Raw genomic sequence first — 25072 nt, forward strand, 5'->3', positions numbered from 1 at the left:
TTTTACCATTATCATCATGTTATATACTTTCGTTTTTGCCAAGTAAGGTAAAGCCGGATTGTCCATGTCCTGTGCCCGACCCACACGAGGTTCACTGTTGCATCGTCCCACAGGAAATGTATGAGCAAAGGTTTTCGAAGCGCCCAGGAGCTGGTCGCCAGCCGCCAGCACCACCGTCTGTTGCGCTTATCCTTTCCCGACCAGGATGCGCCTGCGGCCGCCCTGTTCGTCAACGCCATCGAAGCGCGCGAAAGCTTGTCGCGCCCCTTCGAATTCATCGTCGAACTCTTGTCCGACGAACCGAACCTCGCGCTCAAGGATATGCAGGGCAAGATGATGTGCGTGCAACTGGTGCGGCGCAACGGCAGCCTGCGCTACTTCACCGGGCGCGTCTTCAGCTTCCGCCTCAAGACCGTCGACGGCGGCGTCTCGTACTACGAAGCCCGGCTCGGTCCGTGGTATCAGTACCTGAGCATGCGCAAGGATAACTACCTGTTCCACTACACCAGCCTGTACGACCAGACCGCCAGCATCTTCGGCGACTACAGCGGCCTGGCCAGCTGGGACTGGCGGGTGCGCGGCGCGACCGAGGTGATGACCGACGCCTGCCAGTTCGACGAAACCGACAGCAACTACCTGGAACGGCGCTGGGCCAAGGCCGGCATCTTCTACTGGTTCGAACACAGCGAGAGCGGCCACACCCTGGTGCTGTCGGACGACTCCACCGCGACCGCGGCCATCGACGATGGCCCGGACCTGCCTTTCCAGCGCCACGGCGGCAGCACCGAGGAGGATGGCCTGTCCGAATGGTCGCCGGTGCGCCATGTCATCGAGGGCACGGTTTCGCTCTCTTCCTACGACTTCAAGGTCGCGCGCCCGCTGCACGCCTCGCTGCCGACCCTGATGCGGCAAGGCGCGGTGCCGAACATCGAACGCTACGAATATGCCGGCGCCTATGGCTTCAAGGATGGCGCCGACGGCCGCGTGCAGGCCGAGCTGGGCATGGAAGCGCTGGAAGCGGACGGCAAGCAGTTCGAAGGCAAGGGCAATAACCGGCAACTGATGCCGGGCCGCTGGTTCCGCCTGAGCGGCCACTTCGACAGCGATGCGCGCGGCGGCGACGAGCAAGCCCGCGAATTCCTGATTACCGAACTGGTCCACATCGCCAGCAACAATTACCACACCAAGGACAGCCTGCCGTCCGTCTACGACAACCGCCTGAGCGCGCTGCGCAGGATCATCCCGTGGCGCGTCCCGCGCAACCTGAACAGTACCGAAACCAAGATCCACGGCATCCAGACCGCGACCGTGGTCGGACCGGCCGGCGAAGAAATCCACACCGACCAGTACGGGCGCGTGCGGGTCCAGTTCCACTGGGACCGGGTGGGACACAAGGATGAAAAAAGTTCGGCCTGGATCCGGGTCGCGACCCCATGGACCGGTCCCAACTTCGGCATGACCCATATTCCGCGCATCGGCACCGAGGTGCTGGTACAGTTCCTGGACGGCAATCCCGATCGGCCCATCATCACCGGCATGGTGCCCAACAGCGACACCATGCCGCCCTGGACCCTGCCCCAGAACAAGACCCAGAGCGGGATCCTGACCCGTTCCAGCCCGGGCGGCCAGTATCACAACGCCAATGCCCTGCGCTTCGAGGACAAGAAGGGCCAGGAACAACTCTGGCTGCACGCCGAGAAAGACCAGCTGACCGAAGTCGAGCACGACGAAGATAAGTGGGTCGGCCATGACCGGCGCAAGAAGGTCGACCGTGACGAAACCAGCCGCATCGGGCGCGACCGCACCGAGCGGGTCGACCACAACGAGCGCATCAGTATCGGCGACAACCGCACCGAGGAAGTCGGCAAGAACGAGACCCTCACGGTGCACCAGAACCGCTCGCGCACCGTCCACATGAATGAAACGGTGGCGGTGCGCCAGAGCCGCACCAAGACGATCCGCAAGAATGAAATCGACAAGATCGGCAGAAACTGGTCGATCAAGGTCGACAAGGTGAAAACCGAGACCATCGGCGTGGGCCATCTCGAAAACATCGGCCTGGCGCGCGCCACCAATATCGGCGTGGCCTATTCGCTGGTGGTCGGCACCGTGCGCAACGCCACGGTGGGCATGATGGACCGCCTCTGGGTGGGGCGGTCGCGCAACGTCTGGATCGGCAAGACTTACGATTTTTATGTCGGCCAGACCGAAAAGCGCGAAGTCGGCCAGACCCAGATCACGACAGTGGGCGAGCACCTGGAACTGTCCTGTGGCGCCGCCAAGCTGGTACTGCACAAGGATGGCGGCATCTTCCTGCAAGGCAAGAGGATCGAGATGATTGGCAGCGAAGCTGTCAATATCGACGGCGCCTTGATCCAGATCGACCGCGGCGCCGCCAAGCCGCCGCCGCTGCCGCCCGGATCGAAAAAAGACGAAGAACAGGAAAAGAAGAAAGGACCGCGCGCCGACCAGGACGACAAGTCGCCGGGTTCTTCCGGCAAGACCGGCAAGTCCTGGCCGGGCGCCCCGCGTGCTGGCGCGTCCGGCGCCGCACCCAGGTCGTCGATTGTCGCGCCGCGTTCGGGCGAGCCGCATCCCAATACCAGATTCGTGCCGCGCCCCACGCCGCGCGTGTTCGGCGGGATGGATACCGCCGAAATCCTGGCGGTGACCGTGGAACGGCTGCTGAACGAAGGCGGCAAGGCGCTCGCTTCGATCGAGAAGATGAAGGCCCTGGCGGCCACCATCAAGGCCATCGACGCCGGCGACAACGCCGCCGCAGCCACCGCCATCGCGACCCTGACCGACATCATCCTGCCCGAGAAGACGCCGGCGCCCACCGACCTGAGTATCGAAGGCGGCTGCATCATGTACTGAGCCGGGCAGCTGCGGGCGATGCCGGTCCAGGCCCGCATCGCCCACCTTTGATCGCTCACCTTTGTTAACGAAAAACGCCGTCCAGGGGACGGCGTTTTTCTTGCACGGCCGCGCCAAGGGCGCGGCCCGATGTGCTGCTTAGTCGTACGTGGCGCTGATGGTCACGCCGGAGAAGCTCGGGTTCGCCTTGAGCATGATGTAATACCACTGGCCGGTGATCGGCGCGGCAATGCTGATGCTCTCGTTGTTACCAGCCGAGACCGATTTCGCGTCATACCAGTTGGTGGTCGGATAGTGGGCGCGGCCGACATACATGTCGACATTGCCGCTACCGCCGCTGGTGAACAGGCGCAGGTTCTTGGCGCCGGCCGGCAGCGAGATGTAGGCATAGCGTTCGCTCGACGAACCGAAGCCGCCGATCGAGCAATTCTTGCCCAGCTGGGTGCTGTTGGCGCAAGGCGGCAGGGTCACAGTCGGCAGCGGTGGCTCGCCGGCCGTGGTGGCCGTTTTGACCCAAGAAGCGAACTCGGCGTCGTAGCGGGTGCCGATGTATGCCATGTAGTTCTGGTAGCCATCGTAATCGCCGACCCGGAACTTGCCCAGCACCGCATCGACATCGCTACGGTGCTTTTCCACCATGAAGCGGGTTGCCATGTAGCCCCAGCGATACGCGCGGTCGGTGTAGTCGCTCATCTCGTAGGTATTGCCGAAAATCTGGCTCAGCTTGTAGGTGCCGGTGCGTGCCTTATCGATCGATTGCTGATTATTGTTGCGCAGCGACAGATATTCGCCGATGCCTTCCACCCACCAGATGGTCGGCTTGGCCACGCCGGCGGTAAAGTCGCCCTTCATGTTGAAGCGGCCATCGAGGTAGTGCACGTATTCATGTTCCAGGTTCCACACCGCGAACGCCGGCAGCCACGATGCTTCGTGCGCGATGAAGCGCGCCTGGTTGGTGGACGACTCCGGGTTGCCTTCCAGGTACATGCCGCCGTTGTTGGTCGGGATATCGTAGATAACCGACGCGTATTTACCGTAATTGGCGTAGTCGTTGAAGATCACCAGTTCCAGCGAGGTATTCTTGTCGCCGGCCACCGGCGTGCGCTTGGTGAGCAGCATGTCGTGGAAGTAGCCTTCTTCTTTCTGCAAGATGGCGCACGATGACTGCAGTTGGGCGGTCGTCATTTCCTGGGCGCGGATGCGCAGGGTCGGGCTGCAGGTGTAGCTGACCTTGAGTACGCTGTCGGCCAGCTTTTGCTCGTAGCCGCAGGTGCCGTACTGGGTGCAGTTGGCGTTGTCATAGTATTTGACGGCCGAGGCAGCCGCCAGCCACAGCGCGCTGTCGGCGCCGGTCATGCTGTTGCTCGACAGCATGCTTTGCACCATCGGCTTGACGGTGGCCTTTTGCGCCGGGTACTGCATGAAGCGGAACGCTTCGTTGGCGGCATCGGTCAGCATGTAGGCGGTCGAGGTGCCCATCAGCGCGGCCTTGTTCTGCACCACGAAGTTGTTCAGCGCGATCGGATAGCTGGTGTCGCTTTGCAGCAGCGGCAGCGCGTCCGGGCGCGAATGGGCGTAGAACAGCACCGTCAGGGCCGAGGTCATGCCGCCGGCGGCGTCATATTGCTTGAGCGCGTCGACCGCGTTCGGATTGCTCGCCGAATTGGTAAAGCGCACCACCAGCTTCTTCATCGAGGGCACGAAGTAGGCTTCATCATGCGTGTTGGTGATCAGCTTGATGATCTCGGCCGCCGTGCTGCCGGCGACCGGATTGGTCTTGTACAGCGCGCTGCCTTCGACCAGGGTCTTGATCGGGGCACGCAGCGCAGCGGTGAAGGCTGCCGATGGCGTCGGGATGGTGCCGCTGCCACCGAGGTAGTAGCCGGCGCGCAGGTACAGCGCCAGGTTGACCAGTGCGCGGTCGCTGGCGTTGTAGTTGCTCGCTTCGCGCGCAAAACGGGTGGCGATGGCACTCATGTTGGCCGACGAATAGGCCTTGGCCGCTTGCGCCGGGGTCAGCGAAAACAGGGGATAGGTGCACTCGTAATCGGGCATGGCGACCAGGTAATCGGCCAGCGCGGCGCCGTTGTAGTTGGTCAGGGTATCCATGTTCTTGCACTCGGGCGTGGCAGCGAACAGGCTCATGCGGCCGGTCTCGAGCGCCTTCGGCATCAGGTCGGTACGCGGCTTGACGGTTGGTGCCACGTTGAAACGTTGCTGCTCCATGGTTGGCGGCAGGGTCTGGCGCGCATGCGGCATTTGCGCCTGTTTCAGCGCTTGGTGCGTATGGCCTTCATCGGCTTGCTTTGCATAGGTGACACTGCTGAAACAGGCGCTGATCAGCCCGGCCAGTAATACGATTTTGCGTTCTACAAACATTGTCTCGCTCCTTGTAATTATCATCGGTGATTGACGCTGCGCCGGCCAGGTTGTGTGCCGGCGCAGGCGTCATGAGGTGGGAAGGGGGTTGTTCCCACCGTGCTGCAAGCCATCAGGCGTGCTGATACTATCCCGGATGCATATGGGGAAATACGGCTCAATGGCCGCAAAAATGGGGTTTGTTCAATTTCCCCGCCGACGCTGGCAATTCCGGCACAGCGCGCCGGCGGGAGATGACGAAAAAGCCACACTTTTGGCCGGCACCGCTTCCAACTCCGGCAAGTGTGAGCACTCGCTTACTTGGTAACGGTGAGCTTGTAGTTGCCGGCGCCGCTGTAGGACGCGACGATGATGCGGTAATAGCCGGCCGCAGCCACGTAACTGAGCTTTTCCTGCGAGGTGTTGCCGGCCGATTCGGCCACCTTGACCCACGCCGTGTTATTCCATTTTTCGATGCGCAGGTCGAAGTCGGTGCCGGCCGGGCCGGCCAGCAGCGCGCCCAGGGTGCCGCCCTTGTACTCGAACCATGGGTTGGGATGGATCGCTTCGGCCTGGTTGGCCAGGGTGCCGTTGTAGACGTCCGCGGCCGGCACGGTGACGCCGACATCGAACCACACCGTCGGGCCCGGCGCGCTGATGTTGGACAGCGCAAAGCCCGATGCATAACCGTTCCACCAGCGCGAATTGGTGCCCTTGGACGCCAGCGCGTTCGGCACGCTGTTGTTGAACGCGCGCGTGGCCACGCCGTCGAACAGGTCGCCGCCATCGCCCCGGTTCAGATTGTTTTCCGGATCGCGCTTGCCGTCCGCATGCTCCAGCTGGATGTAGGGATGCCATTCGTTGGTGTTGGTGCCGGCCGGGTCGATGTGGAACACCGCCAGTCCCTGGTCCGGCTGGTACAGGTTCTGCTCGCTCTTGTGGATCGCTTCCACGTAAAACGCTTCGGCCGCGTTGGCCGGGTTGCTCCAGCGGTAAAGCGCATGGCCGCTGGCGTTCTGGCTCAGGCGTCCGGTCGGCGCATTGCGGTTGATCGCCGGATTGAGTTCGGTCGCTGTGTCCCAGCCGGCCAGGTAGCGCAGGAAACCGGCCGGCCGGGTCGGACGGAACTGGCTTTCGTAGCCCACGCCGCCGAAGCCCATCACGCAAAAATTGGCCACCGAGCCGTGCGAGCTGCCATCGTAGTCGTACAGGTCGGGCCAGCCCATGATCAAGTGGCCCGATTCATGCACGAAGGTGCCGATCGCCAGCTGCTTGCCCATGTTGGTGATCTGGTAGCTGCCGGTGCAGGCGCCGTTGCTGCAGAAGCGCTCGCCCAGCCAGCCCATGTGCGGCCACAAGCCTTTCGACCATGGGCTGTCCGCTTCGCCCGAATAGAAGAAATTCAAGCCCAGGATGTGGCCCGTGCTGTCGCGGCTGAGCGTGGAAAAATCGAAGCTTTCGCTGCTCTTGACCCAGTTCAGCGCTTCCATGATCAATTCCTGCGAGCGCGTGCCGCTATCGAGGCTGGCGTCGGCGTAGTAGCTCTTGGGACGCTTGGCGCGGTAGTAGCGCGTGACCGTATTGCTGTAGTCGAGCTTGTTGCCCGAGACGGCCAGGAAGTAGCCGCGCACCGATTGCGCATTGCCGAAGCCGGTGTAGGCCGGGTCGTTGAGGAACGATTCGACTTGCGGCTTGGTGATCGTGCCGGGGGCGTCGGAGAAATCGATGATCACGGTCAGGCCGCGCATCTGCCCGCTCACGGCGGCGCTGGCCGAGGCGGTCGGCGCCATCATCGCGGCAGTTGTGCGCTGCGCCAGTTCCAGCGTGCGCCCGTGCATGTGCTGGTAGCGCTGCTGCGCCAGGCGCGCCTTGGCTGCGGTGCTCAGGCCCGGCTCGCTCTTGTCCGCCGCGATGCCGACGGTGCGCCGCTTGACGTTGGTGGCCAGCACCCCGCTCGAGACCAGCTGCTCGCCGGTGGCGTTCACGTGTGCGTAGCAAAAACCGCGTTTCGCATTATCATAAACAACCAGCGAACCATCTTCGGTGCGCTGTTCGGCGTAGTAATCGTTGCCGTCGAGGCGGATTTTCAGCTTTTCGCCGCCCGGCTGGCGGAATTCGTAGGTATGGCCCTGGTAGGGAATGGCCGCCTGGGAAGTTACCGCCGCCAGCGACAGCGCCATGCCGGCCGCTACCCTGATACTTGCTTTAATGAAACTCATTCACGTCTCCGCCATTATAAAAATGGCAAGTATGCAGGCTGCATAAAGGATCGTCTTGGCATATTTCGGCTGTCAACACGTTGAAACCGGCGTAAGTACGCCCTGGACATACCCGCCATGCATATTCCGGCAAGGACGATATTTCCGCGAGGACATGTTATATTTTCACTTTCCCCGGCTTTCTTCTTGTGCATTAGGATTATTAAATACACACTACTGACTTGAACCACGATCAGGGCCGTTGTCGCCATGTTGAACCGCCTGTTAAAGAAACCTCCCGAGGCTGTCCCTTCGTTTACGAAGCGGCGCTTTTTCGGCACTGAGCAAAAAGCGTTTTACGGCCGTCTGCGCCGCGCCTTGCCCAAGTGCTACATTTTTCCCGACATCCCGCTGAGCAAATTGATGATCCCGAGCAATCCGGATCCCAAGATCAAGAGCAGCCACCAGCACCACCTGAGTGGACGGCGGGTCGACTATGCCGTCTTCGACGCCCGCCTGCATTTGCTGTTCGTGATCGAACTGACCGTGCCGCCGGCGCCGGGCGCCAATCCGGATATCATCCCGATTGCGGCCCTGATGGCCAGCGCCGGCATCCGCCGCTTCAGCTGGCCCAGGGATAACCTGCCGTCGACCGACCAGACCCTGCGCGCGCTGGCCGACTATTCGGCTGAAAACATGGCCAAGGAGGGTGGTCCTTCCTCGCAGCTGGGCGAGCACGAGCACACCGATGCGGTTCCGGTGGTCGACACCATCATCCAGCCGCGCGCGGCCAGCACCCTGACGCTCGAAGCGCTGGCCGCCATGGCACCGCAGGGCGCGCTGAAGTCCTTGTATCCGCACGTGTGGGAACGCATCTGCCTGTTCTGCACCGAACCGCGCCACCTGCACCAGTACCTGCATTCGCTATCGATGCAGGACCGCGGCGTCAAGCGCGCCGGCTTTTCGGAAGAAGCGCTCAACGAAATCGCCCGCATCCAGGTCGCCAACGTCGGCTATCTGCAAACCCAGACGGCGCCGGAACGGGCCAGCTGGAACGACGTGTTCACCGACCGCTAAGGCCAGGCGCGGCGGTGACGCCGCGCGCCGGCCATCGGGCGAATTAACCGTTCGACATTGTTATTTTGCAGTTCGTCGCAGCGGCGCTCCCCGGCGGGCGCGCCGCGCCTATAGTCTGGTCTGCCGCTGCCGATCAACCCAGACTACAGGACCTTTCGCATGTTCAAGCTTTCCGCCCTTTGCTTCGCCACCCTTGTTGCACTGCACGCGCCCGCCGCCTTCGCGCAGGACGCCGCGCGTCCCGCCAGCGAGCAAGCGCTGGCCAGCCGTATCGACGCCGCCATCGCCCCTTATTACAAAGCCGATGCGCCCGGTGCAACCGTCATCGTCACGCAAGATGGCAAGACCGTGCTGCGCAAGGCCTACGGCATGGCCGACGTCGCCAAGGGCAAGGCCATGACCCCCGACACGGCCCTGCGGCTCGGTTCCATCACCAAGCAGTTCACCGCCGTTGCCATCCTGATGCTGCTCGATGAAGGCAAGCTGGCGCTCGATGACGACATCACCAAATTCCTGCCGGAGTACCCGACGCGCGCCAAGCGCATCACCATCGAGCACTTGCTCACGCATACGTCGGGCATCGTCAGCTATACCAGCCGGGCTGGCTTCGAGCGCAATTCCACCAACGACATGAGCGTGGCGGGCATGATCGACACCTTCAAGAACGATCCGCTCGATTTCGCGCCCGGCACGCGCTTTTCCTACAACAATTCCGGCTACTTCCTGCTCGGCGCGGTGATCGAAAAAATCTCCGGCCAGAGCTACGCCACATTTATCGAACAGCGCATCTTCAAGCCGCTCGACATGCGGCACACCGCGTACGAAGGCCATGAACGCACTCCCGGCCCGCGCGCGGCCGGCCACACCAAGGGCTGGTTCGGCGTTACCTCGTCCAAGCCGCTGAGCATGTCGCAGCCCTACGCGGCCGGCGCGCTGGTGTCGACCGTGGACGACCTGGCGCGCTGGGATGCGGCCATCACCGCCGGCAAGCTGCTCAAGCCGGCCACCTGGCAAAAGGCGCACACCAGCGCCGTGCTGGCCGACGGCAAGCCGACCAACTATGGCTATGGCTGGCAGATCGGCAAGCTGCGCGGCGTGCCGATGGTGGCGCATGACGGCGGCATCAATGGCTTTTCCACCTCCGCGTTGCGGCTGCCGCAGCAGAAAGTGTATGTCGCGGTGCTGAGCAATTCGGATGCACCCACGGTCCAGCCCGACATGGTGGCCAGCAAGGCGGCCGCCATCGCCATCGGCAATCCCTTCCCCGACTTCAAGGCAGTGAAAATCGACAACGCCTTGCTGGACGCCTATGCCGGCACCTACCGCATCGACGCCAACGCCACCCGCAGCTTCAAGCGCGACGACGGCAAGCTGGTCATGCAGCGCACCAACCGCGATCCGGTCATCCTGACGCCGTACGCGGATGACCGCTTCTTCATGCCCGCTTCGCTGACCACCTTCGTGTTCGCGCGCAACGACAAGGGCGAAGTGAGCCATGTGGTGGTCGACAGCCAGGGTTCGGAGATGATCAACCAGCGCGTCGGCGCGCCCTAATGTACGCGGCGGGGCTGGATAAATCTGCTACGCTGGCCTGACACATCAACTTGGCGAGCACAATGAGATCCATCCTCGCTATCCTGAAAGAGAGCAAGACGATCGCCGTGGTCGGCCTGTCGAACCGGCCCGAGCGCGCCAGCCATGCCGTGGCCGCTTACCTGCAACGGCAGGGCTACCGCATCCTGGGCGTCAATCCCAGCTATGCCGGCCAGCACATCCTGGGCGTGCCGGTCTACGCCAGCCTGGCGCAAGCCGCCGCCGCCCTGGATGGTCCGATCGACGTCGTCGATTGCTTCCGCAGCGCCGACGCCATGCTCGCGCTCGCGCGCGAAGCCATCGATGCCGGGGCGCGCTGCCTGTGGATGCAGCTCGGCGTGGTAAACCAGGAAGCGGCCGACCTGGCCGCCGCTGCCGGGCTCGACGTGGTGATGGACCGCTGCATGAAAATCGAGCACGCGCACGCCGGCGCCGCGGCATGAAGGCGCGCACCCGTTTCCGCGCGCCGGCCGGCCTGAAGCTGCGCGATGCCGATGCCGGCGCCACGCCGCTGCGCGACAACGGCGGCATGCATCCCAAATCGAAGGACCAGATCAAGGCGCACGAGCGCGAACTGACCGATGCGCTGACCGCGAAAATTTCGCTGCACCAGCAAATGCTGTATTCGCAGCGCAAGCAAAAAGTGCTCTTGGTACTGCAAGGCATGGATACCTCGGGCAAGGATGGCACGGTGCGCGCGCTGTTCAGCCGCATCAACCCCATGGGTTTGAATGCGACCCAGTTCAAGGCGCCCAGCCTGGACGAAGCGGCGCATGACTTCTTGTGGCGGATTCATCCGCACGTGCCGGGCGCCGGCGAAATCGCCATCTTCAACCGCAGCCATTACGAAGACGTGCTGGTCACCCGCGTGCAAAAGCTGATCGACGACAAGGAATGCAAGCGCCGCTACGCCCACATCGCCGACTTCGAGCGCCTGCTGGCCGAAACCGGCACCGTGATCGTCAAGGTGTTCCTGCATATCTCGAAGGAGGAGCAGCGCGCGCGCTTGCAGGCGCGCCTGGACGACCCGGAAAAGCAATGGAAGTTCGACGAAAACGACATCGTCCAGCGCAAGCGCTGGGATGACTATCGCGACGCCTACGAAAGGGCGATCGGCGCCACCGATGCCGACCACGCGCCGTGGTACATCATCCCGGCCGATTCCAAGACCCACCGCAACCTGCTGATCGCCACGCTGCTGCTGGAAGTGATGGAGGACCTGAACCTCGCCTTTCCCGAACCCGACCCGCGCCTGTCGGCGCTGAAGATCGACTAGCCGGGCGCCGGGTGCCGGGCGGCGCGGCTCAGGCCGCGCGCGCTTGCGGCTGCGCCTGCGGCACGGCCGCGTCGGACGGGCCGTCGTCGAGCAAGTCGATCAAGCCGGCCAGCATGTCGCGGTCGCTCGCCAGGTCGGCCGTATTCAAGGCCAGGTCGCGCGCGATGTCGCGCAGGCGCCAGGTGATTTCACGCGTGGCCACGGCTTTTTCGAACTGCAGGGTGCCGTCGTCGTTGTCGTGCAAGCCATGGTTGTTTTTCAGGTAGGCGTCGAGCCCGGTGCTGATGAAGGCGCGCTCGATATTCCTGATGCGCGCCAGCGCCCGTTCGATCAAGGCCCACACGCGCGGCGAGCGCGCGGTATCTTCGCTCAGCATGTCTTGACCGGCTTGCAGGGAATCGGCAATCCGGCTCCACAGCCGCGCAATGGCCGCGTCATCGTTCTCGTCGGGCCGGGACGGGGCGATCGGCCGGTTGGCCGGCTGGTTGCGCAAGGCGCCCGAAATGGCCGACAGAAAATGGTGCGGATGCTCGCCCGGAATGATTTTCAAGGCCAGTTCGGCGCGTTCGAGCGGATAATCCTTGTGCAGCACGCCGGCCAGCATTTCCGCCACCGACACCGCCAGCCCCGGCCCGCTGATCATCCCGCCGGCCGACTGGCGCGGATAGCCGGTGCCGTCGAGCCGTTCGTGATGTTCCGACACCGCCCGCGCCACCGAGGCGGGGTAGGATTCGAGTTCCGTGATCAGCACCTGGCCGATGCGCGGATGGATCACCAGGTGCGCCCACTCGTGCGGCAGCAGGCGCTTGCCCGGCTTCAAATAAGCCGGATCGATGTACAGCTCCCCGATATCGTGCAGCAGGCCGGCCAGGGCCGCCGCCATCTGCTCATCGTTCGACAGTTGCAGCTTTTTCGCCATGCCGATCGACAGCAGGCTGACGGCGACGCTGTGTTCGAGCGCGCGCGGATGATCGCGGTCGGTGAGGGTGAGCATCATGCGCATGGCGTGGCCGAACTGCATGTTCGCCAGCAGCGTCTGCGGCGAAATGCCGCGCCCGGCGTTGCGCCCCAGGATACGGTTGATCGGGACGCTGGTGTCGAGAATGCGCGTGGCCGTCTCGAGGATCAGGCGGTTGTCGGCGCCGCCTTCGGCGCTCAGCGACGATTCCAGGGTCTTCTTGAGCTTGTGCCTGCCCAGGGTGTGCTGCTGGGCGCGGGTCAGCCTGGCGCCCTTGGCCACCAGCTTCATGCCGCGCACATCGACGATGTCTTCGCTGGCGGCGACATCCATGACCTCGGTCAGGTTCATCAATTTGTTCAGGTAATGCTGGTTGACGCTGGTGCTCAGGCTGGCGCGATGCATGGGTTCTCCGTCTCGATGCACATATGATAGCAAGTATTGCCATGCGGCATCATAAATAGTATCAATTATTTGCTGCCTGTTTTGGCAAGGTAGCCGCTTTGGCCATGCCCGCGCCCTCTGTCCATGCCCGCGTCCGCGCGCGCGGACGGATTGGCATAGAATGGGTTCCCCTTCCCATTGCATGGAAACGACAATGTTCAAGATTTCGGCACTTCTCCTGTCCAGCCTGTCCGCTGTTGTATTGATGAGCGATCCGGCGCAGGCCCAGGCGCCCGCGGCGGCCCCTGCGGCGGCACCGGTGCCGGCCGCGAGTTGCCCGGCCTTGCTCAAGCATCGTTTCAAGCGCCTGCAAGACGAGGCCCCGCAGGACTTGTGCCAGTACGCCGGCAAGGTGGTACTGGTCGTCAACACCGCCAGTTACTGCGGCTACACCAGCCAGTACCAGGGGCTGGAAAAGCTGTACGCCAAATACGCTGGCAAGGGCCTGGTGGTGCTGGGCTTTCCATCGAACGACTTCGGCAAGCAGGAGCCGGGCAACGCCAAGGAAATCGCCGATTTCTGCTACAACACCTACGGGGTCAAGTTCCCCATGTTCGCCAAGACCTCCGTGACCGGCGCTGCCGCCAATCCCCTGCACGCGGGCTTGATCAAGGCTACCGGCAAGGAGCCGAAATGGAACTTCACCAAGTACCTGATCGACCGGAACGGCAAGGTCATCGAACACTATCCGAGCAAGGTCACGCCGGAAGACAAGCAGCTCGTCAGCAAGATCGAGCTAGCTCTGGGCAGCTGATCAGCTGACTGCGGGTAGCGGCGACCAATCTGGCCATCAAGCGCTCAAGGCGAAACCTTCGTCAAGCCAGCCCGCGATCCCGCCCGTCATGATCTTGACCGGGCGTTCCAGCCGCGCGAGGCGGATTGCCGCCCGCGCCGCGCCGTTGCAATGCGGGCCGGCGCAATAGACGACAAAGACCGTCCCGTCGGGATACCTGGCGATGCTCGATCCGATGATCTTGCGATGCGCCAGATCGAGCGCGCCCGGTACGTGGCCGCTGCCGTATTTGTCGCTGCCGCGCACATCGAGCAGCACAAAATCCGGGCTGCCGCCGGCCAGCGCCTCGTGTACATCCCAGCAATCGGTTTCGAACGCGAACTGCGCTTCAAAGTGCGCCAGCGCGGCGGCGGAAGGGGCGGGTGCGACATCGGTAACAGCGGACATGGACGAATTCCTTGTTGTGAAAGAGCTCCTATTGTCGGTGGACCGTCGCGCCCTGCTAAGTGGCGCAAAAGCCATTCTGCGTTAAGATTGCGCCATGAAAAAGCATCTTGTCGTGGCCCTGGCCTATGACGGCCTGTGCACCTTCGAATTCGGCTGCACGGTCGAAGTGTTCGCGCTCGAACGTCCGGAACTGGAGGTGGACTGGTACGAATTCGCGGTATGCGCGGCCGAACCGGGGCCGATCCGCGCCGCCGGCGGCATCGTCATCAGCGCGCCCTACGCGCCGCAACTGCTGGAACGGGCCGACACCATCGTCATCCCCGGCTGGCGCGACCCCGACCAAGCGCCGCCGCCCGCCTTGCTGGCGCTGCTGCGCGCCGCCCATGCGCGCGGCGCGCGTTTGTGCTCGATCTGTTCGGGCGTGTTCGTGCTGGCCGCGGCCGGCCTGCTCGACGGCTTGCGCGCCACCACGCACTGGCGCTATGCCGAGCGGCTGGCGCGCCGCTATCCCGCGATCGAGGTGCTGCCGGACGACCTGTATGCCGATGCCGGCCAGATCATCACCTCGGCCGGTTCGGCGGCCGGCATCGACATGCTGCAGTATCTCGTGCGGCGCGATCATGGCGCCCGGGTCGGCAATCTGGTGGCGCAGCGGCTGGTGGTCGCCCCGCACCGCGAAGGCGGGCAGGCGCAGTATCTGCCGCGGCCCATGGCGCACGACGAGAAAGGGCGCCTGACGCACCTGATGGACTGGGTACGCGTGCATCCGGCCGAGCCGCATACGGTGGCCAGCATGGCGCTGCGCGCAGCCATGAGCGAGCGGACCTTGCAGCGCCACTTCCATGACGCCACCGGTCTGGGCGCGCACGAATGGCTGATCCGCGAACGCATCGCGATCGTCAAGGACCTGCTCGAAAACCCCGCATTGCCGCTGGCGCAGGTGGCCGAGCGCGCCGGTTTTGCCACGGAAGCGTCGCTGCGCCATCACTTCCGCCGCCTTGCCGCCACCACGCCGGGCGCGTACCGGCGCCAGTTCGCGCGCGTCGCCGCCTGAGCGGCGCCCCGTCGATGGCGGGCGCGCAAGCAGTCATGCCGTCAGCGCTAGCGCTACAACTGATACGTCTTTCGCACTTCATCGATCAGAGAATGCCGCGAGCTGCGCTCCCGTTCATGGGGCGCGAACTGGCTGCTGGCGGTGTCGAGCAGGTCGACCGCCAGCGTCAGGCAGATCCGGTCGCGCGTCGACAGCGCCTGCCCGGCGGGCTTGCCAATGATCTCGCGGATGATCATCGTCGCCAGTTCCTTCGAGGCGACATCTTCCGGCAGCCCGGTCTTGGTGCACACGCCATAGCTGCCGTCGAGGAAATAGCGCCACTCTTCGCGCAGGTGCTCGTCCAGGCCCGTGCCCAGCTTGGGGTTGTCGGTGCATAAGCCGGCCGCCTTCAACTGCGTGAGCCTGGCGCGGTAGCGCTCGGCGAACACGCGGAAGGCGTCGCTGTCGGCGCCCAGCGACTGCAACAGCCCGATCCACGAAGCGTAGCCCCTCGCATAGTAGTCCATCTGCTTGTGCTCCTCGTGCTGGCCAAAAAACGAGTCGCAGCTCACGTCCAGGCGCAGCCGGTAGGATGGGCGCGGCATCATCGCGCGCCGCTGCAGCGCCGCCAGCTCTTCCGCATCGATGCCGGACACCGCCAGCAGCTGTTGCTGCGTGAAGAAGCCATCGCTCAGGTATCGGATCAGTTCCATGGCCGCTCTCTCGTGGGTCGATACGGCTACTATACAAGCTTGCGCGGCCTGCACGGTTCGGCTACCATCGAACCATGAAAGACGGCCCCAACATTATCGGCATTGCCGCCCTGATCGGCGATCACGCGCGCGCGGAAGTGCTGACCGCGCTCATGTCGGGCATGGCCCTCACCGCCACCGAACTGGCCGACATCGCCGGCGTCACCAAGCAGACCATCAGCGCCCACCTGGCCAAGCTGGTCGACGCCGGCCTGCTCGCGGTGCAAGCGCAGGGCCGCCACCGCTACTTCCGCCTGGCCGACGACGATGTGGCGCAACTGCTCGAATCGCTGATGAATGTCGCCTTCCGCACCGGCGCGCTGCGCCTGCGTTCCAGCCCGCGCGAGCCGGCCTTGCGCAAGGCACGCGTGTGCTACGACCATCTGGCCGGCGAACTCGGTGTGCTGGTGTATGAGCGCCTGCTGGCGCACGGCGCCTTCATTCCCGATGCGGATGGCCTGCACCTGAGCGACGCCGGCAGCGCCATGATCAAGGCGATCGGCGTCGACACGGCAGTGGCGGCCGGCACGCGGCGCGCCTTTTGCCGCACCTGTCTTGACTGGAGCGAGCGCCGCCACCACCTGGCCGGCGCACTGGGCGACGCGCTGCTGGCACGCTTCGAGGAAATCGGCTGGGCCAGGCGCTCGCTCGACTCGCGCGTGGTCGCGTTCAGCGAAACCGGCGAACAGGATTTGCGCGTCTGGCTGGCCTAGGCCAGCACCGCCATCATCGGCCCGCGCAGCGCATTGCAGACCATCAGGCCGGTGGCGCGCGCCAGCATCGCGCGCGTGACGATGCCTTCCTCGGCATCCCAGCGCGCGTCGGCCAGCACCAGCGCGCGCATGATCCCGGGCAGCAGGCCGCAGCCCAGGGCAGGGGTGCGCCAGCGGCCGTCAACCTGCACGAACACATTGCTGCGGCCTCCCTCGGTCAGTTCGCCGCGCTCGTTGAAGAACAGCATATCGAACGCGCCTTGCGCCTCGGCCGCGCGCCAGGCCGCGTCGTAGCGCGTGCGCACGCTGGTTTTATGGCGCAGGAACAGGTCGTCCGCGTGGGTTGCCTCGTCTGCGAGCAGTACGCGCACCGGCTGCGCCAGCGCGGCCAGCGCGCCGCTTTGCACGCTGAACGCGCCGGACGGGCCAAGCGCGAGCCGCATGCGTGATGCCACCCCGGGCGCCAGCGCGGCGCATGCGCCATCCAGCGCAGCGTGGGCAGCGGCGTCGTCGAAGGCAAAGCCGAAGTAGCGCGCCGACTCCGCCATGCGCGCCAGGTGCAGCGCGCGGTGGCGGCAGCCATCGTCACGCGTGGCGTGCAGGGTTTCGAAGACCTCGATCGCGTTTTGCAGGCCGGTCAGGAAGCGTGCCTTGAGCTGGCACTCGGCATATTCGTCGGCGGCGTCGCTGTCGTACACGATACCGGCGCCCACGCCCATCTCGCCGCGCCGCGTGCCGCCGTGCTGCGGCTGCAAGGTCAGGGTGCGGATCGGCACCGACAGGCAAAAGTCGCCGACCGCCCCCGGCGTGGCGCAGGGCTCGAACCAGCCGATGGCGCCGGTGTAGACGCCGCGCGCGGCCGGTTCGAGTTCGCGGATGATTTCCATCGCGCGCCGCTTGGGCGCGCCGGTGATCGAGCCGCACGGGTACAGCGCCGCGACGATGTCGGCCAGCGTGGCGTCCGGGCGCAGGCGGGCGCGTACGGTGGATGTCATCTGCAGCACGCTGGCGAAGCGCTGCACGTCGAACAGCGCCGGCACCTCGACGCTGCCGGTGACGGCGATGCGTCCGAGGTCGTTGCGCAGCAGGTCGACGATCATCAGGTTTTCGGCGCGGTTCTTGGCGTCGGCCGCCAGCGCGCTGGCGCGGCGCGCATTCTCGGTATCGTCGTCGCTGGCGGGGGCGGTGCCTTTCATCGGGCGCGCCAGCAGTTCACCGTCCTCGTGGCGCACGAACAGTTCGGGCGAGAGCGAGAGCACGGCGCCGCCGTCGGGCAGGGCGATCAGGGCGCCGTAGGGCACCGGCTGGCGTGCCCGCAGGCGGGCATACAGCGCCTGCGGCGAACCGAAGGCGTCGAAGTGCAGGCGGTAGGTGTAGTTGACCTGATAGGTGTCGCCGGCGGCGATGTAGTCATGGATGCGCGCCAGCGCGTCGCTGAACGCGGCCTGGTCGACGTTGGCGCGCACGTTGCCGATGCCGGCCGGGCCATCCCGGGCCGCCGCCTGCGCGGCCAGCCAGGCCGTCACCTCGCTTGCCGACAGGCGGGTGCAGGTATCGAACAGCAGCAGCTGCGCCAGCGCCCCGCTGGCCGGGTGCGTGCCGATCCCGAGCAGCTGCCCGCCCAGTTCATACCGAAGGACCGCCACCGCGTGCAGGCCGCGTCCGAGCGCCGCCTGCAACTGCGCCAGCAGGTCCGGCCAGGCGCTGGCGTCGTCGCAGCGCAGCTCGCCCGCATGGCCTGTGTACAGGCGCGAGCCGGCGCCGGTGGCGTCGTCGAGCAGGGCAAAGCAGTCCACGGCATTCATTGGCGTAAAGGCGCTCAGGCCGCCAGCAGCAGGGAAATCTGCAGGGCCGTGCCCTCGGTCGGGTTGTGGCGGAAGCCGCTCTTGGCGTAGCGGTGCCAGCGCCCGACGACGTAGCTTACCAGCAGGCTGGCGCGCGCGGCGACGTCGGCTTCCTTGCCGTGTCCCTGGGTGACGGCCAGGCGCAGCGACTGCTTGCACGCCAGTTCGACCTTGTCGTAGAACTGGTTCATGCGCAGTTGCAGGCGCTCGTCTTCGTTGACCAGGGCGTCGCCGATCAGCACGCGCGTCATGCCGGGATTGTTGACCGCAAAGCCGAGCAGCATCTGCAGCACGGCGTGCGCCTGGTCGACGCCGCCCGGTTCGTTTTCGGCGATCTGGTTGATCAGGCCGAAGACGCTCGATTCGATGAAGTCGATCAAGCCTTCGAACATCTGCGCCTTGCTGGCGAAGTGGCGGTACAGCGCCGCTTCGGATACGTCCAGCCGTGCTGCCAGTGCCGCCGTGGTGATTTTCTCGCCTTTGGGCTGCTCCAGCATGGTGGCCAGAGCCTGGAGGATTTGCAGCTTGCGCTGGCCCGGCTTGGTGCTTGCCATGTGTTCTCGATGAGGTGGGTTGACGATGTCAGCGCAGTCGATTCATGCATCTCGGCAACTGAAGCACGGATTTTACTTTGACATCGACATAAGCGGGGCGTTTTAACTTTTTTGGCAACGGCGCAACACCGATCGGGTCCATCATGCGCAGGTATTGGGTGACCCAGGCGGTGCGCATGCCCACCTGTTTGGCGGTGCGCAGGTTGGCCAGGGTGTCTTCCACCAGGATGCAGCGTTGTGCGGCCACGCCGTGCTTGCGCAGCAGGCGGCGCAGCATCAGCTTCGACGGCTTGGGCCGCAGCTGGCCGTGCACGTGCATGTTTTCGATGGCGATGTGGTGGCTGAAGTGGCGCCGCAGTCCCAGATGGCGCATCACGTCGGTCGAATAGCGGGTCGGCGCGTTGGTCAGCAGGATTTTTTGCCCGGGCAGGCGCCCCAGCAGGCGTGCCAGCCCGCGTTCGTAGCGGATCATGTCTTCCAGCCGCTCGATGTGGTGGGTTTCGTGCAGGAAGTCGGCGGCGCTGACCTGGTGGTGCTTGATCATCCCGAGCAGGGTGGCGCCGTAGCGTTTCCAGTAATCGAGGCGGGCGGCGTTGACCACGTCCGCGCTGGCGGGCGTGACGCCGTCGCCCAGCACGCGCGCGATGAACACGTTCATGTTGGCAGTGATGGTGGGGAAAATCGCGTGCGAGGCGTTGTGCAGGGTATTGTCGAGATCAAACAACCAGAGCGGGGCGGAGCGGGTAAGATTGGACACAGGGGACCTGATAAAAAACGCGAGAGCGAACCAACAAGGAAATAAGGCATGAGACGTCCGATTATAGTGGTGTTCCTGAGTTTGCTGATGCTGGCCCTGCCGGCGGCCTGGGGCGCCGAGCGCGGCGCGCTGTTCAAGATCAGCGGCAGTGGCCATACGATGTATTTGTTCGGCACCATGCATGTGGGCTTGCCGGCGTTCTATCCCTTGGAGCCGCGCATCGCCACGGCCGTGAAGGAAGCCTCGGCGCTGGCGCTGGAAGTGGACCTGTTGCAGGATCCGGCCAAGCTGGGTGCGGCGATGCAGGCGCATGCCTTGCTCGCGCCCGGCAAGCCGGGTTTCCAGGATCGCTCGCCGGCCTTTCGCAAGCGCGTGGAACAAGCCTTGAAAAAGGCGAAGATCGATCCGGCCGCCGTGGCGCGCTTCAAGCCGTGGCTGGTGGCGACCACCCTGACCCTGGCCGAGTACGCCTCCGAGGGTTACCAGGCCGAGCTGGCGGTCGACATCAAGCTGGCGCAGATGGCGCGCGCGAGCAAGGTGCCGGTGATCGAGCTCGAATCGATCAGCGCCCAGTTTGCGATGTTCGACCGGCTGGGCGTGGAGGAACAATGGACGTTCCTGGAAGAGAGCGTGGACATGATGGAGTCCGGCAAGCAGCGCGCCGAAATGCACCAGATCGTCGATGCCTGGGCCACGGCCGACAAGGCCGGGCTCGATGCGGTGGCGGCCAAGGTCGAGAACGACACCAGCGTGTCCGGCAAATTCATGCAAAAAATCCTGTTGGACGAACGCAACGGCCCGCTGGCGGACAAGCTGGCGGCTTTGCTGGTGAAACAGGACAAGAGCGTGGCGGCCATCGGGGTATTGCATCTGATCGGCAAGAACAGCGTACCGGCATTGCTGCGCACGCGCGGGCTGACGGTCGAGCGGGTGTACTGATGGGGGGAGGGTGCTGCGCAGAAGGATGGTGCCCTTTACGTGGATTGAACACGTGGCCTCTCCCTTACCAAGGGAGTGCTCTACCACTGAGCTAAAAGGGCGGTACTGTTGGCGGCTGATGCCGCCACAAAAATTTTAGTGCGACCGGATCATAGTGCCAAAAGCCTGTTCGGTCAAGACTTCGAGCAGCAAAGAGTGCTCAATTCGTCCGTCAATGATGTGAACGGTGTTCACGCCCGACTTGGCCGCGTCCAGCGCCGATGAAATTTTAGGCAGCATGCCGCCGGAAATGGTGCCATCGGCGAACATCTCGTCGATTTCGCGCGCCGACAGGTCGGTCACGAGGTTGCCTTTTTTATCTTGCACGCCGGCGATGTTGGTCATCATGATCAGCTTTTCGGCTTTCAGGATTTCCGCGATCTTGCCTGCGACGACGTCGGCATTGATGTTGTAGGCCTGGCCATCCTGGCCGAAGCCGATTGGCGAAATGATCGGAATGAAGGCATCGTCCTGCAGCGCCTTGACCACGGCTGGGTTGATGGCGTCGATTTCGCCGACAAAACCGATGTCGAGGAACTCGCCCGGGTTTTCCTTGTCGGGCATGGCCATCTTGCGCGCGCGGATCAGGCCGCCGTCTTTGCCGGTCAGGCCGACAGCCTGGCCGCCGTAGTGGTTAATCAGCATCACGATGTCTTGCTGGACTTCGCCGCCGAGCACCCATTCGACCACTTCCATGGTTTCTTCATCGGTGATGCGCATGCCTTGCACGAAGCTGCCTTGCTTGCCGATTTTTTTCAGGGCATTGTCGATCTGCGGACCGCCGCCGTGCACCACGACCGGATTCATGCCGACCAGCTTGAGCAGGATGACGTCGCGCGCGAAGCCGTGCTTGAGGCGCTCGTCGGTCATCGCATTGCCGCCGTATTTGATGACAATGGTCTTGCCATGGAAATTGCGGATATACGGCAGTGCCTCGGCCAGGATCTGCGCCTTGATCTGCGGGGAAACCGCGGTCAGGTCGTCTTGATGGTCGGTCTTCAGTTTGGGCAAAGGAGCGGTCATGGCGGGTCCGAGAATGAAATTTTGCGGGATTTTACAGGCAACTGGGAGAAGCTTGTGGGCATTATAGGGCTATCTTGTTGTATTTTCATTTTTGATCCGTTAGGCTGGGCTTAAATGAATCCCATCCACCCTTTCGCCCCCTTTTGCGGCGCCGCTGGCAGCGCATCAATTGATCAGGAAACACGCCCATGAATGGCAGCGCCCGACCTTGTCTTCTTCCATTCTGGCCGACCGCGCCGGAAAGCGGCGCGCCATGAGTACTTGCAGCCGCTGTGGGGCGCAGTTCGGCTGCGCCATGGCCGATGGCACTCCGGGGCCGTGCTGGTGCACGGAAATGCCGCCGGTGGTGGCGGTGCCGGTCGAGGGTGGCGCGGCCGCTTGCTGGTGCCCGGCTTGCCTCAAGGCGCATATCGAGGCCCGGAAAAATTCCATGGATCAGCCTGCGCCCGATAGCTACTCCCGTTCCTGAGGCGCGGACGGCGTGGAGACGGGCTCTCCCAACGCCGGCTTGCGTGCGGGGTTGGCGCGCAGGCCGACCACCTTCTCGGTTGTGGCCGTCAGCTTGCGTCATGTGCTTCTTGCAGCGATCGCCACGCTGGCGATGATTCCTGCCTGTTTCATTTCGTGCGAGGTAAAGCGCACCGATTTGAGGATTTCCTGGCTGCGTGGAGAGAGCGGTGATGTGGTCACGGCGTTGCTGGACAGTTTTGCCACAACACGTCGTAGGTCTTCTTCGGAAATAGTCGTCAGGAATGCAAACATGGGACCTCCGCATTGGTCGAATTTTTTAGGACCACACGAACGCGTTCAAGTTCCCCCTTCCCGCTAGCGCACGATTGAGGCGCGTCGAAGGTTGATGGGATTATCTGCCTAAAATTCAGTCAGTACCAAGGAGTCAATCATGGCTGGACTGTATGAAATGGACGTGCTTGCCTGGTCGATCGAACAGGCAGCGCTGTTGCGCGAACGCCGCTGGTCCGCGCTGGATATTGAGAATCTTGCTGAGGAGATCGAGGACGTGGGCAATAGCGTGCGGCACGAACTGGGCAGCCGGATGGCCGTGCTGATTGCCCATCTGCTCAAGTGGCAGTTCCAGCCGCAATTGCGCAGCAAAAGCTGGCTCAAAACGATGAAGGTGCAGCGCGCCTCGATCGCTCGCAAGCTGGGCAAGGTCCCAAGTCTCAAGAGCGCGCTTTCCGACGAGGATAGTCTGCAAGACATCTGGGATGACGCGCTGGTGCTTGCCATCAAGGACACCGGCCTGCATGAGTTTCCGGACATGCCGATATGGACCAGCGCGCAGATGCTGGATCCGGCGTTTCTCCCGGCTTGAACGAATAAACATCGCACCGTCATTGCGTGACGACGCACCATGCGTCACTGCATGGCTAACAAAAAACGATCGCTGTCTTATGTTCGATGCTCAATCGGGCTGCTTCGTACAGTGCAAGCCAGGCGCACAGTTCCCGGTACAAGCCATGCTCGCTGCTGGCGAGTTGGCTGATACGCGCGGCTTCCCCGTCTGTCAGGGCCCTGTTGACCAGCTCGACACCGATAGCGGGAGCCACCACGATCAGTTCCTCAAGCAAGCGATAGGACGAGCCTAATATGCCGCCGGGCAGCTCAGCGTGAAAAGCCGGGTCGCCAAACGCGACAGGAACATAGAAACCTTCCGCATCGGAGTGGCAGACCAGGTGGCTTTTCAGCCGGTCCAGTTGCGCTTCCAGCGCCGGGTCGGCAGTGGGATGCACGCTCCTTTGCTTTCGAACGGCTAGCTACTACCTGGGCTAGGTTGAACACCAGTGTGGTGATAGTTTTCGGATTCGATTTATGAGTCTAGCAGCTTCCAATTGAGTGGCGCACGCTCACATCGAAACTATTTTGCCCCTACATCTGGTGTCCTCGATGCACCCTAGAATAGGGCTATACTCAATTATTAGTTGCCCATCGCGGCCTTCAGCGGTTTCCCATACAACCTCAAGAGCGACTCGATGCTTGTTCCAGAAAAATTGAAACAGAACGCCATCATTTCGATTCAACATGGCGTCGAGGATTTTGACCGGTCGCGTAAAAGCACGGCTGCGGGCGGCGATCCGTTTCGTGCAATCTCAGCGGCGCGAAACCTCTACGCAGGGGTACTTCTGCTCTTCAAGTATTGTCTAATTCAAGCGATTAGCGATCAGACGAAGGCGGTCGAGGTGATCTTCAAGCCCCCACGAGACATCATTCCTCATCCGGATGGAGCGGGCGGAGTTGCCTGGCAACCGGTCGGAAAATTTCAGCGAACTACCATCGACGTCGATGATATTAAGAAGCGCTTCGAGGCCTTTGATATCAAGGTGGATTGGGTTGTTATGGAGAGGATCCAGACCGAACGAAACCACCTTGAGCACCTGCACCCAACGCAAAGCGTCGGTGCAATCGGCGGCTTTGTTGCTGACCTCTTTCCGATCCTCAGTAAATTCATTACGGAGGAATTAAACGAGGTTCCCGCCTCGCTGCTCGGTGGTGCGTGGCCAATCATGTTGGCCCATCATGATTTTTTTGTGAAAAGCCAACTGCATTGCATTGAGCAATGGCGCGAATCTTCTATGCCCCAAAAAGCGCAACATTTTGTCAGAGATTTAGTCTGTGATGATTGTGGATCGCCATTGATACTTCCGGATGCAGAATCGGATGAAGCCTATCAATGCATGGCGTGTGGTCATAGTGACGCCCTCTTTCCACAGCTAGAGTCCTTGTTGGAAAAGTCACTTGGCGGTTATGACCCGCGAGACGGAGAGGAACCGCCGACTCGCGACTGCCCGGAATGCGATCATCCGATGTTCTCTGTGCCGGATGGGCGTTGCCAGTGGTGCGACTATGAGCTCGAAGATTGGGAATGCGCCATATGCGGAGAGGGACTTGGTCTCGACGAACAAGAAAACGGAGGACTTTGTTCCTATCATCACTACAAAATGAGCAAAGATGACTAGTCGTAGCATAGGACTTCGCGCCTACTGAACGAACAGTCTGAGCCCTTGGGACGTCCTTCCGTCCCAACGCGCTGGCGTACTATCAGGAGGCATTCTCAGACAACGCCCTGATCATTAGCTTTTTTTCTTAACGTTGTATCCCCTGCCTTCCTGAGCAAACGAAAACTCGACGGACTTCACGGAGTACAGTTGGCAGTTCGCTACATCTGCGACATCTATATCGAAAAGGGCAATATTGAAGCCGGGTCCAAGTCGGCTCTTGTACACAACGCCGTCGAATCCCTGCTTCTTGAAGAATTCTGCAATAACTTGCGTCGGTACATACTCAGCCGTCGCCGGATCACTATTTACAGGCGAGCCAATTGCAAAACGATTTTTCTGAACTGGCCGGCATCACGGGAGCGCGACTTTCCATCGCATTTTCGTGATGCTGGACGAATTCTGGTCGGTTATGGTGGCGGAATCATGGTTAATCTCATTCT

24 protein-coding genes and 1 tRNA gene are annotated in these 25072 nt (G+C 63.0%); 12 read left to right on the forward strand and 13 right to left on the reverse strand.

Annotated elements, in window-relative coordinates; all coding sequences use genetic code 11:
- Window positions 1-120: 120 nt before the first annotated feature.
- Complete coding sequence (locus F2P44_RS26715) at window positions 121-2877, forward strand: type VI secretion system Vgr family protein (RefSeq protein WP_167091257.1); 2757 nt, start codon at window positions 121-123, stop codon at window positions 2875-2877.
- A 138-nt stretch (window positions 2878-3015) separates the two neighbouring features.
- Here the strand turns inward: F2P44_RS26715 and F2P44_RS26720 are convergent, their stop codons facing one another.
- Both F2P44_RS26720 and F2P44_RS26725 read right to left on the reverse strand, forming a co-directional pair.
- Window positions 3016-5256: a M9 family metallopeptidase gene (locus F2P44_RS26720; protein ID WP_167091260.1), complete on the reverse strand. Its 2241-nt coding sequence runs from the start codon at window positions 5254-5256 to the stop codon at window positions 3016-3018.
- A gap of 296 nt (window positions 5257-5552) precedes the next feature.
- The gene (locus F2P44_RS26725; RefSeq protein ID WP_223165111.1) at window positions 5553-7454 is read right to left on the reverse strand and encodes a M6 family metalloprotease domain-containing protein; all 1902 of its coding nucleotides are present in this window, start codon (window positions 7452-7454) and stop codon (window positions 5553-5555) included.
- A 402-nt stretch (window positions 7455-7856) separates the two neighbouring features.
- Between F2P44_RS26725 and F2P44_RS26730 the strand changes: the two genes are divergently transcribed.
- The 4 genes from F2P44_RS26730 to F2P44_RS26745 all read left to right on the forward strand — a co-directional run bounded on the left by F2P44_RS26730 (window position 7857) and on the right by F2P44_RS26745 (window position 11379).
- On the forward strand, window positions 7857-8510 hold the full coding sequence (locus F2P44_RS26730) for a hypothetical protein (RefSeq protein WP_167091263.1): 654 nt from the start codon (window positions 7857-7859) through the stop codon (window positions 8508-8510).
- Between the two features lie 159 nt (window positions 8511-8669).
- Window positions 8670-10064, forward strand: coding sequence for a serine hydrolase (locus F2P44_RS26735; protein ID WP_167091266.1), 1395 nt, complete (start codon window positions 8670-8672; stop codon window positions 10062-10064).
- A gap of 62 nt (window positions 10065-10126) precedes the next feature.
- Window positions 10127-10546 carry a CoA-binding protein gene (locus tag F2P44_RS26740; RefSeq protein WP_167091269.1) on the forward strand — a complete coding sequence of 140 codons (420 nt, stop codon included), beginning with the start codon at window positions 10127-10129 and terminating at the stop codon, window positions 10544-10546.
- Window positions 10543-11379 carry a PPK2 family polyphosphate kinase gene (locus tag F2P44_RS26745; RefSeq protein ID WP_167091272.1) on the forward strand — a complete coding sequence of 279 codons (837 nt, stop codon included), beginning with the start codon at window positions 10543-10545 and terminating at the stop codon, window positions 11377-11379. The genes F2P44_RS26740 and F2P44_RS26745 overlap by 4 nt, the downstream gene beginning before the upstream one ends.
- A 28-nt stretch (window positions 11380-11407) precedes the next feature.
- Here the strand turns inward: F2P44_RS26745 and F2P44_RS26750 are convergent, their stop codons facing one another.
- On the reverse strand, window positions 11408-12742 hold the full coding sequence (locus F2P44_RS26750) for an HD-GYP domain-containing protein (protein ID WP_167091275.1): 1335 nt from the start codon (window positions 12740-12742) through the stop codon (window positions 11408-11410).
- 193 nt (window positions 12743-12935) lie between these two features.
- Between F2P44_RS26750 and F2P44_RS26755 the strand changes: the two genes are divergently transcribed.
- Entirely contained in the window at window positions 12936-13535 is a 600-nt protein-coding gene (locus tag F2P44_RS26755; protein WP_167091278.1) for a glutathione peroxidase, read from the forward strand.
- Between the two features lie 36 nt (window positions 13536-13571).
- Here the strand turns inward: F2P44_RS26755 and F2P44_RS26760 are convergent, their stop codons facing one another.
- A complete protein-coding gene (locus F2P44_RS26760) occupies window positions 13572-13961 on the reverse strand; it encodes a rhodanese-like domain-containing protein (protein ID WP_167091281.1) in 390 nt (129 codons plus the stop codon).
- Window positions 13962-14055: 94 nt separating this feature from the next.
- Between F2P44_RS26760 and ftrA the strand changes: the two genes are divergently transcribed.
- Window positions 14056-15015, forward strand: a complete 960-nt coding sequence (gene ftrA, locus F2P44_RS26765; RefSeq protein WP_167091284.1) for a transcriptional regulator FtrA — start codon at window positions 14056-14058, stop codon at window positions 15013-15015.
- A 53-nt stretch (window positions 15016-15068) separates the two neighbouring features.
- On the opposite strand, the gene F2P44_RS26770 is transcribed toward ftrA, so the two are convergent.
- Complete coding sequence (locus F2P44_RS26770) at window positions 15069-15707, reverse strand: DUF6058 family natural product biosynthesis protein (RefSeq protein WP_167091287.1); 639 nt, start codon at window positions 15705-15707, stop codon at window positions 15069-15071.
- A 74-nt stretch (window positions 15708-15781) separates the two neighbouring features.
- Between F2P44_RS26770 and F2P44_RS26775 the strand changes: the two genes are divergently transcribed.
- Entirely contained in the window at window positions 15782-16459 is a 678-nt protein-coding gene (locus F2P44_RS26775) for an ArsR/SmtB family transcription factor (RefSeq protein WP_167091290.1), read from the forward strand.
- Here the strand turns inward: F2P44_RS26775 and pabB are convergent.
- The 3 genes from pabB to F2P44_RS26790 are packed head-to-tail and all read right to left on the reverse strand — an operon-like array spanning window position 16456 to window position 19614.
- Window positions 16456-18264 carry an aminodeoxychorismate synthase component I gene (pabB, locus tag F2P44_RS26780; protein WP_167091293.1) on the reverse strand — a complete coding sequence of 603 codons (1809 nt, stop codon included), beginning with the start codon at window positions 18262-18264 and terminating at the stop codon, window positions 16456-16458. The two genes, F2P44_RS26775 and pabB, sit on opposite strands and share 4 nt — an antisense overlap.
- A 14-nt stretch (window positions 18265-18278) precedes the next feature.
- The gene (slmA, locus tag F2P44_RS26785) at window positions 18279-18857 is read right to left on the reverse strand and encodes a nucleoid occlusion factor SlmA (RefSeq protein ID WP_167091296.1); all 579 of its coding nucleotides are present in this window, start codon (window positions 18855-18857) and stop codon (window positions 18279-18281) included.
- A 28-nt stretch (window positions 18858-18885) separates the two neighbouring features.
- Window positions 18886-19614 (reverse strand): HAD-IA family hydrolase, encoded by a 729-nt coding sequence (locus tag F2P44_RS26790; RefSeq protein WP_370662751.1) that lies wholly within the window; start codon window positions 19612-19614, stop codon window positions 18886-18888.
- A 48-nt stretch (window positions 19615-19662) separates the two neighbouring features.
- Between F2P44_RS26790 and F2P44_RS26795 the strand changes: the two genes are divergently transcribed.
- On the forward strand, window positions 19663-20553 hold the full coding sequence (locus F2P44_RS26795; protein WP_229423772.1) for a TraB/GumN family protein: 891 nt from the start codon (window positions 19663-19665) through the stop codon (window positions 20551-20553).
- A gap of 26 nt (window positions 20554-20579) precedes the next feature.
- On the opposite strand, the gene F2P44_RS26800 is transcribed toward F2P44_RS26795, so the two are convergent.
- Together F2P44_RS26800 and argB are read right to left on the reverse strand one after the other, a co-directional pair.
- A tRNA-Thr gene (locus F2P44_RS26800) sits at window positions 20580-20654 on the reverse strand.
- Window positions 20655-20688: 34 nt separating this feature from the next.
- A complete protein-coding gene (gene argB, locus F2P44_RS26805; RefSeq protein WP_054265500.1) occupies window positions 20689-21615 on the reverse strand; it encodes an acetylglutamate kinase in 927 nt (308 codons plus the stop codon).
- A 253-nt stretch (window positions 21616-21868) separates the two neighbouring features.
- Between argB and F2P44_RS26810 the strand changes: the two genes are divergently transcribed.
- The gene (locus F2P44_RS26810; RefSeq protein ID WP_167091305.1) at window positions 21869-22084 is read left to right on the forward strand and encodes a cysteine-rich CWC family protein; all 216 of its coding nucleotides are present in this window, start codon (window positions 21869-21871) and stop codon (window positions 22082-22084) included.
- Between the two features lie 98 nt (window positions 22085-22182).
- On the opposite strand, the gene F2P44_RS26815 is transcribed toward F2P44_RS26810, so the two are convergent.
- The gene (locus F2P44_RS26815; RefSeq protein ID WP_167091308.1) at window positions 22183-22377 is read right to left on the reverse strand and encodes a hypothetical protein; all 195 of its coding nucleotides are present in this window, start codon (window positions 22375-22377) and stop codon (window positions 22183-22185) included.
- Window positions 22378-22516: 139 nt separating this feature from the next.
- Between F2P44_RS26815 and F2P44_RS26820 the strand changes: the two genes are divergently transcribed.
- Window positions 22517-22948 carry a DUF29 domain-containing protein gene (locus F2P44_RS26820; RefSeq protein WP_167091311.1) on the forward strand — a complete coding sequence of 144 codons (432 nt, stop codon included), beginning with the start codon at window positions 22517-22519 and terminating at the stop codon, window positions 22946-22948.
- 55 nt (window positions 22949-23003) lie between these two features.
- Here the strand turns inward: F2P44_RS26820 and F2P44_RS26825 are convergent, their stop codons facing one another.
- The gene (locus F2P44_RS26825; RefSeq protein WP_167091314.1) at window positions 23004-23366 is read right to left on the reverse strand and encodes a putative DNA-mimic protein; all 363 of its coding nucleotides are present in this window, start codon (window positions 23364-23366) and stop codon (window positions 23004-23006) included.
- 240 nt (window positions 23367-23606) lie between these two features.
- Between F2P44_RS26825 and F2P44_RS26830 the strand changes: the two genes are divergently transcribed.
- A complete protein-coding gene (locus F2P44_RS26830; protein ID WP_167091317.1) occupies window positions 23607-24590 on the forward strand; it encodes a hypothetical protein in 984 nt (327 codons plus the stop codon).
- 114 nt (window positions 24591-24704) lie between these two features.
- Here the strand turns inward: F2P44_RS26830 and F2P44_RS36675 are convergent, their stop codons facing one another.
- The gene (locus tag F2P44_RS36675; protein WP_167091326.1) at window positions 24705-24953 is read right to left on the reverse strand and encodes an RES family NAD+ phosphorylase; all 249 of its coding nucleotides are present in this window, start codon (window positions 24951-24953) and stop codon (window positions 24705-24707) included.
- Window positions 24954-25072 lie beyond the last annotated feature (119 nt).

Origin of the sequence: Massilia frigida, from assembly GCF_011682175.1 — a bacterium.
Lineage (GTDB): Bacteria > Pseudomonadota > Gammaproteobacteria > Burkholderiales > Burkholderiaceae_D > Telluria_A > Telluria_A frigida.

Excerpts from the sequence above, each read along its gene's own strand:
- F2P44_RS26715 (WP_167091257.1), top strand. The coding sequence starts at position 121 with ATGAGCAAAGGTTTTCGAAGCGCCCAGGAGCTGGTCGCCAGCCGCCAG.
- F2P44_RS26720 (WP_167091260.1), bottom strand. The coding sequence starts at position 5,256 with ATGTTTGTAGAACGCAAAATCGTATTACTGGCCGGGCTGATCAGCGCC.
- F2P44_RS26725 (WP_223165111.1), bottom strand. The coding sequence starts at position 7,454 with ATGAGTTTCATTAAAGCAAGTATCAGGGTAGCGGCCGGCATGGCGCTG.
- F2P44_RS26730 (WP_167091263.1), top strand. The coding sequence starts at position 7,857 with ATGATCCCGAGCAATCCGGATCCCAAGATCAAGAGCAGCCACCAGCAC.
- F2P44_RS26735 (WP_167091266.1), top strand. The coding sequence starts at position 8,670 with ATGTTCAAGCTTTCCGCCCTTTGCTTCGCCACCCTTGTTGCACTGCAC.
- F2P44_RS26740 (WP_167091269.1), top strand. The coding sequence starts at position 10,127 with ATGAGATCCATCCTCGCTATCCTGAAAGAGAGCAAGACGATCGCCGTG.
- F2P44_RS26745 (WP_167091272.1), top strand. The coding sequence starts at position 10,543 with ATGAAGGCGCGCACCCGTTTCCGCGCGCCGGCCGGCCTGAAGCTGCGC.
- F2P44_RS26750 (WP_167091275.1), bottom strand. The coding sequence starts at position 12,742 with ATGCATCGCGCCAGCCTGAGCACCAGCGTCAACCAGCATTACCTGAAC.
- F2P44_RS26755 (WP_167091278.1), top strand. The coding sequence starts at position 12,936 with ATGTTCAAGATTTCGGCACTTCTCCTGTCCAGCCTGTCCGCTGTTGTA.
- F2P44_RS26760 (WP_167091281.1), bottom strand. The coding sequence starts at position 13,961 with ATGTCCGCTGTTACCGATGTCGCACCCGCCCCTTCCGCCGCCGCGCTG.
- ftrA (WP_167091284.1), top strand. The coding sequence starts at position 14,056 with ATGAAAAAGCATCTTGTCGTGGCCCTGGCCTATGACGGCCTGTGCACC.
- F2P44_RS26770 (WP_167091287.1), bottom strand. The coding sequence starts at position 15,707 with ATGGAACTGATCCGATACCTGAGCGATGGCTTCTTCACGCAGCAACAG.
- F2P44_RS26775 (WP_167091290.1), top strand. The coding sequence starts at position 15,782 with ATGAAAGACGGCCCCAACATTATCGGCATTGCCGCCCTGATCGGCGAT.
- pabB (WP_167091293.1), bottom strand. The coding sequence starts at position 18,264 with ATGAATGCCGTGGACTGCTTTGCCCTGCTCGACGACGCCACCGGCGCC.
- slmA (WP_167091296.1), bottom strand. The coding sequence starts at position 18,857 with ATGGCAAGCACCAAGCCGGGCCAGCGCAAGCTGCAAATCCTCCAGGCT.
- F2P44_RS26795 (WP_229423772.1), top strand. The coding sequence starts at position 19,663 with ATGAGACGTCCGATTATAGTGGTGTTCCTGAGTTTGCTGATGCTGGCC.
- argB (WP_054265500.1), bottom strand. The coding sequence starts at position 21,615 with ATGACCGCTCCTTTGCCCAAACTGAAGACCGACCATCAAGACGACCTG.
- F2P44_RS26810 (WP_167091305.1), top strand. The coding sequence starts at position 21,869 with ATGAGTACTTGCAGCCGCTGTGGGGCGCAGTTCGGCTGCGCCATGGCC.
- F2P44_RS26815 (WP_167091308.1), bottom strand. The coding sequence starts at position 22,377 with ATGTTTGCATTCCTGACGACTATTTCCGAAGAAGACCTACGACGTGTT.
- F2P44_RS26820 (WP_167091311.1), top strand. The coding sequence starts at position 22,517 with ATGGCTGGACTGTATGAAATGGACGTGCTTGCCTGGTCGATCGAACAG.
- F2P44_RS26830 (WP_167091317.1), top strand. The coding sequence starts at position 23,607 with ATGCTTGTTCCAGAAAAATTGAAACAGAACGCCATCATTTCGATTCAA.